Source organism: Saccharothrix algeriensis, assembly GCF_016907655.1.
GTDB classification, from domain to species: domain Bacteria; phylum Actinomycetota; class Actinomycetes; order Mycobacteriales; family Pseudonocardiaceae; genus Actinosynnema; species Actinosynnema algeriense.
On the sequence record NZ_JAFBCL010000001.1, the window covers coordinates 391441 to 399082 of the forward strand.

Genomic DNA, 7642 nt, shown 5'->3' on the forward strand with positions numbered 1-7642 from the left:
AAATCACGTTTGAACTGTCCGATCCGCGGGTAGAGGTACCGCCGCCCGCCGACCCCTGGAAAGGCACTGCTCGCGATGACCGCTGCCCGGAACCTGCCGAGAATGGTGGGTGCGCAGGTCGATCGAACACCCGACGCACCCGCGATCGTGTCCGCTGGGGGCACGGTCACCTACCGCGATCTGGCCGCGCGGGCCAACCGGCTCGCGCACCTGCTGATCGCCCGCGGCGCGCGCGCGGAACGGGTGGTGGCGGTCGCCCTGCCGCGCTCGGTCGACAGCGTCGTCGCGCGGCTGGCGGTGCTCAAGACCGGCGCGGCCTACCTGCCGGTCGACCCGGCCTACCCGGCCGAGCGCAAGGCGTTCATGCTCGCCGACGCCGACCCGCTGCTGGTGCTCGACGACTCCTCCGACACCGACCCCGCCGACCAACCCGACACCGACCCCCGAGTGCTCATACTCCCGGATTCCCCGGCGTACGTGATCTACACGTCGGGTTCCACCGGTCGGCCCAAGGGCGTGGTGGTGACGCACCGCGGCCTGCCCGCGTTCGCCGAGGCCGAGATCGCCCACTTCGACGTGCGGCCCGGCGACCGGGTGCTCCAGTTCTCCTCCCCCAGCTTCGACGCCTCGGTGCTGGAGCTGTGCATGGCGCTGCCCGCCGGCGCCGCCCTGGTCGTGCCGCCGGAGGGACCGCTGCTGGGCGACCAGCTCGCGGACGTGATCGAGGACTTCGGCGTGACGCACGCGCTGATCCCGCCGGTCGCGCTGGCCACCGTGCCGCCCCGGCCGCTGCCGGCGTTCCGGACGCTGGTGGTCGGCGGCGACGCCTGCCCGCCCGACCTGGTGCGGCGGTGGGCGCCGGGCCGCCGGATGGTCAACGCCTACGGCCCCACCGAGTCCACGGTGGTCACCAGCTGGAGCGGGCCGCTGGAGCCGGGCGGCGCGCCGCCCATCGGGCGGCCGATCCCGGGCACCGGGGTCCGCGTGCTCGACGACGGGCTGCGGCCCGCGGCCGAGGGCGAGCTGTACGTCGCCGGGGTCGGCCTGGCGCGCGGCTACCTGGGGCGCCCCGGGCTGACCGCGTCCCGGTTCGTCGCCGACCCGTTCGGGCCGCCCGGTTCCCGCATGTACCGCACGGGCGACGTGGTGCGCGCGCGCGAGGACGGCGAGCTGGAGTTCGTCGGCCGGGCCGACCACCAGGTGAAGATCCGCGGCTTCCGGGTGGAGCCGGGCGAGGTCGAGGCGCTGCTGCGGGAGCACCCGGCGGTGCGCCAGGTCGTGGTGGTGGCGCGCGACGAGCCCAAGCGGCTGGTCGCCTACGTGGTGGGCGCGACGGCCGGGCTGCGCGAGCACGTGGCGGCGGCGCTGCCCGACTACCTGGTGCCGGCGGCGTTCGTGGAGCTGGACGCGCTCCCGTTGAGCCCCAACGGCAAGCTCGACCGCGCCGCGCTGCCCGCGCCGGTGGTCGGCGACGTGCCGGAGGGCTTCGTCGCGCCCCGCACGGACGACGAGCGCCGGGTCGCGCGGGTCTGGGAGGAGGTCCTCGGCGTCGCGCGCGTCGGCGCGCACGACGACTTCTTCGCGCTGGGCGGCGACTCCATCCTGGCCGTGCGGGCGCTGGGCCGCCTGGGCGGGCTGCCGGTGCGGGCGATGTTCGCCCACCGCACGGTCGCCGAGCTGGCCGAGGCGCTGCCCGCGCGCGCCCCGATCCCCCGCGCGCCGCGCGACCGGCCGCTGCCGCTGTCCCCGGCGCAGCGCCGGCTGTTCTCCCTGGACGGCACCGCCGAGCAGAACACGGCCGCGGCGCTGCGGCTGACCGGCCCGCTGGACGTGCCGCGCCTGCGCCGGGCGCTGGACGCCCTGGCGCGGCGGCACGACGCCCTGCGCACCACGTTCGACGTCGTGGCCGGGCAGCCGGTCCAGGTGGTCGCCGAGCACGGCTCGATCCCGCTGACCACCGGCGACGAGAGCGAGCTGGCGGTCCCGTTCGACCTGCGGCGCGGGCCGCTCACCCGGGCGGTGCTCCAGCCCCTGGGGCCCGACGACCACGTCCTCGTGCTCGTGCAGCACCACATCGTCACCGACGGCTGGTCGGTGGGCGTGCTGCTGGACGAGCTGGCCGACCTCTACGCCGGGGTCGAGCCGCCCGCGCCCACCGCCCAGTACCCGGACTTCGCGGTGTGGGACGGGCAGCGCCCGCAGGGCGACGTCGCCTACTGGCGCGACCGGCTGGCCGGGGTCGAGGCGCTGGACCTGCCCACCGACCGGCCGCGGCCCGCGCTGCGCACGACCTCCGGCGCGGTGCTGCGGCGGCAGCTGCGCCCCGACCTGGTGCAGCGCCTGACCGGCGTCGGCCGCGCGCACGACGCCACCCTGTTCATGACGCTCACCGCCGCCGTGCAGGTGCTGCTGTCGGCGCGCAGCCGGCAGCGGGACGTCGCGCTGGGCACCGTCACCTCCGGCCGCGACCACGCGGACCTGGACCGGGCGGTCGGGTTCTTCGTGCGCACGCTGGTGCTGCGCTCCTGGGTCGACCCGGAGCTGCCGTTCACCGGTTTCCTGGACCACGTCCGCGACACCGTGCTGGGCGCGTTCGCCCACGACGACGTGCCGTTCGACCGGCTGGTGGCCGAGCTGGGCCCCGACCCCGACCCGAGCCGCACGCCGCTGGTGCAGGCCGTGGTGGCGCTGCACCAGCCGCTGCTGCGGCGGCCCGACTTCGGCGGGCTGGCGGCGGTCGAGCACGACCTGCCGCGCCCGCACGCCCGGTTCGACCTCGTGGTGGAGTTCTGGCCGCGGGAGGACTCCCTGGCGCTGACCGTGGAGTACAACACCGACCTGTTCGACGCCGCGACCGCGGAGGCGCTGGCCGCCGACCTCGAAGCGCTGCTGCACGACGTGGTCGAGGACCCCGACCGCCCGCTGCGCGGGTTGGTGGAGCTGGACTTCCCGCCCGACGACGCGGTGCGCATCCGGGGTTCGCGGGTCGACCCGGCGGCCGTGGAGGAGGCGCTGCGGCGCCACCACGAGGTCGCCGACGCCGCGGTGGTGGCCGTCGACCGCAGGCTGGTGGCCTACGTGACGCCGCCGGTCAGCCCCGCGGCGCTGGAGGGGTTCCTGGGGCAGGTGCTGCCCCCGCACAGCGTGCCGACGACCTTCGTCGGGCTCGACCGGCTCGACCGCGACGACCTGCCCCCGCCGCCGGAGGAGCCCCGCGTCTACGTCGCGCCGCGCACGCCCGTGGAGGCCGTGCTGGCGCAGGTGTTCGCCGAGGTGCTGGGCGCGGCGCGGGTCGGCGTGCGGGACAACTTCTTCGCGCTGGGCGGCGACTCGATCCTGAGCATCCAGGTGGTGACCCGCGCCCGCCAGGCCGGGCTGGTGCTGACCTCGCGCGACGTGTTCGCCCACCAGACGATCGCCGCGCTGGCCCCGCACGTCACGCGCGACCTGCCGCCGGACACCGACCAGGGCGCGGTGACCGGGGAGGCGCCGCTGACCCCGATCCAGCGCTGGTTCCTCGGCACCGGCTCGACGCTGTTCGAGCAGTCCCTCGTGGTCGACTTCGACGACGACCTGGCCGAGGACGCGCTGCGGGCGGCGGTGGCCGCGCTGGTGGAGCACCACGACGCGCTGCGCATGCGGTTCGAGGCCGACCGGCAGGTCAACGAGCCCGTCGGGCACGGCGTCCCGCTGCTGCGGGCCGAGGTGCTCGACGCGCGCTCGGTCCGGCTGGTCGCGCACCACCTCGTGGTGGACGGCGTGTCGTGGCGCATCCTGGCCGAGGACCTGATGACCGCCTACCGGCAGGCCGCCGCCGGCCTCCCGGTCCGCCTCGGGCGCAGGACGACGTCGTTCCGCGACTGGGCGCGGCGGCTGCGCGAGCACACCGCCGCCGGCGGCTTCGACGCCGAGCTGCCCCACTGGCGGGCGGTGTCCGGCGCGGGCATCCCGACCGACCGCGAGGGGCCCAACACCTACGCCACCGGGCGCGAGGTGACCGCGCGGCTGACCGGGGACGAGACCGCGGCGCTGCTGCGCGACGTGCCGGAGGTGTACCGGACGCAGGTCAACGACGTGCTGCTGACCGCGCTGGGCCGCGTGCTGGCCGACTGGACCGGCCGGGACCGGGTGCTGCTCGCCCTGGAGGGCCACGGCCGCGAGGAGCTGTTCGACGACGTCGACCTGTCCCGCACGGTCGGCTGGTTCACCACGGTCTTCCCGGTGTCGCTGCACGTGCCGCGCCCGTGGGGCGAGGCGCTGAAGTCGGTGAAGGAGCAGCTGCGCGCGGTGCCCGGCCGGGGCATCGGCTACGGCGCGCTGCGCCACTTCGCGGGCGGCCCGGCGTGCGACCCGCAGGTGAGCTTCAACTACCTGGGCCGGTTCACCGGCGACCAGCGCGACCTCGACCTCGCCGCCGACCCGGACATGCCGCGCCCGCACCTGCTCGACGTCGTGGGCCGGGTGCAGGGCGACCGGCTGGAGTTCACCTGGTACTACAGCGACGCCAACCACGACGCGGCGACGATCGCGGAGCTCGCCGAGCGGTTCACCGCGGCGCTGCGCGCGATCCTCGCCCACTGCGCCGAGCCCGGCGCGGGCGGGCGCACCCCGTCGGACTTCCCGCTGGCGCGGCTGACCCAGCAGCAGGTGGACCGGATCACCGGGGAGGACGCCTACCCGCTGACGCCGATGCAGGCGGGCATGGTGTTCCACGGCCTGGGCGAGCAGGGCGCGTACTTCCAGCAGACCACGTTCGTCGTCGACGGGGTGCCCGACTCCGAGGCGTTCGCCCGGTCCTGGCAGCGGGTGGTGGACCGCACGCCCGTGCTGCGCAGCTCGGTGCTGTGGGAGGACGTCCCCGAGCCGCTGCAGGTGGTGCACGCGCACGCCGAGGTGCCGTTCACCTTCCTGGACTGGAGCGACCTGGACGAGGCGGCGCGGGCCGACCGGCTCGCGGCGCTGCTGGCCGCCGACCGGTCGGTGGGCCTGGACCTCGCGACGCCGCCGCTGATGCGGGTCGCGATCATCCGGCTGGCGCCGGGGACCGTGCGGGTGCTGTGGACCTTCCACCACGTCCTGCTGGACGGCTGGAGCGTGTTCCAGGTGCTGTCCGACGTGCTGGGCGAACCGGCCGAGCGACCGCCGTTCCGGGACTACGTGGCGTGGCTGGCCGAGCAGGACGACGAGGCCGCCGAGCGGCACTGGCGGCAGGTGCTCGGCTCGTTCGACGCGCCGACGCCGCTGCCCGCCGACCGGCCCGCCCTGGGGCCCGCCACCACCTCCGCCCGGCACTCCGTCGAGCTGACCGAGGCGGAGTCGGAGCGGCTCTACGAGTTCGCGCGCGAGCACCGGGTGACGCCCAGCGCGGTCGTGCAGGGCGCGTGGGCGCTGCTGCTGGCCCGCTCGTCCGGGCAGCGGGACGTCTGCTTCGGGGCGACGGTGTCCGGCCGCCCCACCGACCTGCCGGGCGTGGACGCGATCACCGGCATCTTCATCAACACCCTGCCGGTGCGGGTGCGGGTCGACGGGGCCCGGCCGGTCGCCGAGTGGCTGCGCGACCTCCAGGCGGCGCAGGCGGAGTCCCGGCGGTTCGAGCACGTGCCGCTGACCCGGTTGCAGGCGTGGAGCGGGGTGCCGGGCGGCACCGCCCTGTTCGACAGCGCCGTGGTCTTCGAGAACTACCCGGCCGACCTCGCCGACGGGATGGGCCTGCGCGAGCTGGAGGCGGTCGAGACGACCAGCTTCCCGCTCAGCGCCACGGTCTACCCGGCGCGGCGGCTGGGCGTGCTGCTGGGCTACGAGCCCGCGATGTTCGACGCCGCGACCGTCGACCGGCTCGGTGAGCGGCTCAAGGCCCTGCTGGTGGGGCTGACCGCCGACCCCGACCGGCCGCTGGCGCGGGTGCCGTGGCTGTCGGAGGACGAGCGCCGCCGCGTGCTGGTGGACTGGAACCCGACCGGGGCCGGCGCCCCCGCCACCACCGTCACCGCCCTGTTCGCCGCCCAGGCCGCCCGCACCCCGGGCAACACCGCGGTGTCGCTGGCCGACGACCGGCTGACCTACCGGGAGCTGGACGAGCGGGCCAACCGGTTGGCGCACCACCTGATCGGCCTGGGCGCGGGACCGGAGCGCCTGGTGGCGCTGTGCTTCCCGCGCTCGGTCGACCTGGTGGTGGCGGTGCTGGGCGTGCTGAAGTCGGGCGCGGCCTACCTGCCGATCGACCCGTCCTACCCGGCCGACCGCATCGCGGGCACCATCGCCGACGCCGAACCCGTCGCCGTGCTCGACGGGTTGCCGGACCTGTCCCCCTACCCGGCCACCGCTCCCGACGTGCCGCTGAGGGCCGACAACGCCGCGTACGTGATTTACACGTCCGGGTCGACGGGCAAGCCCAAGGGCGTGGTCGTCCCGCACGGCAACGTCGTGCGGCTGTTCTCCGCCACCGACCACTGGTTCGGCTTCGACGAGGACGACGTGTGGACCCTGTTCCACAGCTACGCCTTCGACTTCTCCGTCTGGGAACTGTGGGGACCACTGCTGCACGGCGGACGACTCGTCGTGGTCCCGCACGAGGTGTCCCGGTCACCGCGCGACTTCGCCCGACTCCTGCGGGAGGAAGGCGTGACCGTGCTCAACCAGACGCCTTCGGCGTTCTACCAACTGCTGCCCGAACAACCCGACCCCCGCTACGTCATCTTCGGCGGCGAAGCCCTCGACCAGCACAAGATCCAAGGCTGGCAGGGCACCGGACAGCTGATCAACATGTACGGCATCACCGAGACCACCGTCCACGTCACCCACACCCCGGCGGACGGCACCATCGGCGAGCCGATACCGGACCTGCGCGTCTACGTGCTGGACGAGGACCTGGAACCGGTGCCGCCCGGCGTCACCGGCGAGATGCACATCGCCGGACCCGGACTCGCCCGCGGCTACCTCAACCGACCCGGCCTCACCGCCACACGCTTCATCGCCAACCCCTTCGGGGATGCGGGATCCCGGATGTACCGCACCGGCGACCTCGCCCGCTGGGTCGACGGAAAACTGCACTACCTGGGCCGCGCCGACCACCAGGTCAAGATCCGCGGCTTCCGCATCGAACTCGGCGAGATCGAAGCCGTCCTCGCCGCGCACCCCGCCGTCACCCAGGTCGTTGTGCTGGAGCAGGACCAACGTCTGGTGGCGTACTACGTCCCGAACGGGCCCGTGCAGGTCTCGGAACTGCGCGGGCACGCCTCGGGCGTGCTGCCGGAGCACATGGTTCCGACGGCGTTCGTGGCGCTGGAACGGTTGCCGCTCAACGCCAACGGAAAGTTGGACCGCGTCGCGCTCCCCGCGCCTGAGCGCGACGCGGTCACCTCCGGCGACTACGTGGCGCCGCGCACGGAGACCGAAGAGGCCATCGCCGCCATCTGGGCGGAGGAGCTGGACGTCGACCGGGTCGGCGTGGAGGACAGCTTCTTCGCGCTGGGCGGCGACTCCATCCGCAGCCTGCGCATCACGTCCCGGACCAAGTCGGCGTTCGGCGTCGACCTCTCACCGCGCGACGTCCTCACCGCCCGCACCGTGTCCAGCCTCGCCGACCTGGTGGAGGACCTGGTGCTGGCCGACCTCGAAGCCCTTGCCGACCGGGAAGCGTGAG

1 protein-coding gene is annotated in these 7642 nt (G+C 74.8%); it reads left to right on the plus strand.

Annotation, left to right across the window (positions count from 1 at the left end):
- Window positions 1-105 precede the first annotated feature (105 nt).
- Window positions 106-7641, plus strand: coding sequence for a non-ribosomal peptide synthetase (locus JOE68_RS01520; protein ID WP_372443350.1), 7536 nt, complete (start codon window positions 106-108; stop codon window positions 7639-7641).
- Window position 7642 lies beyond the last annotated feature (1 nt).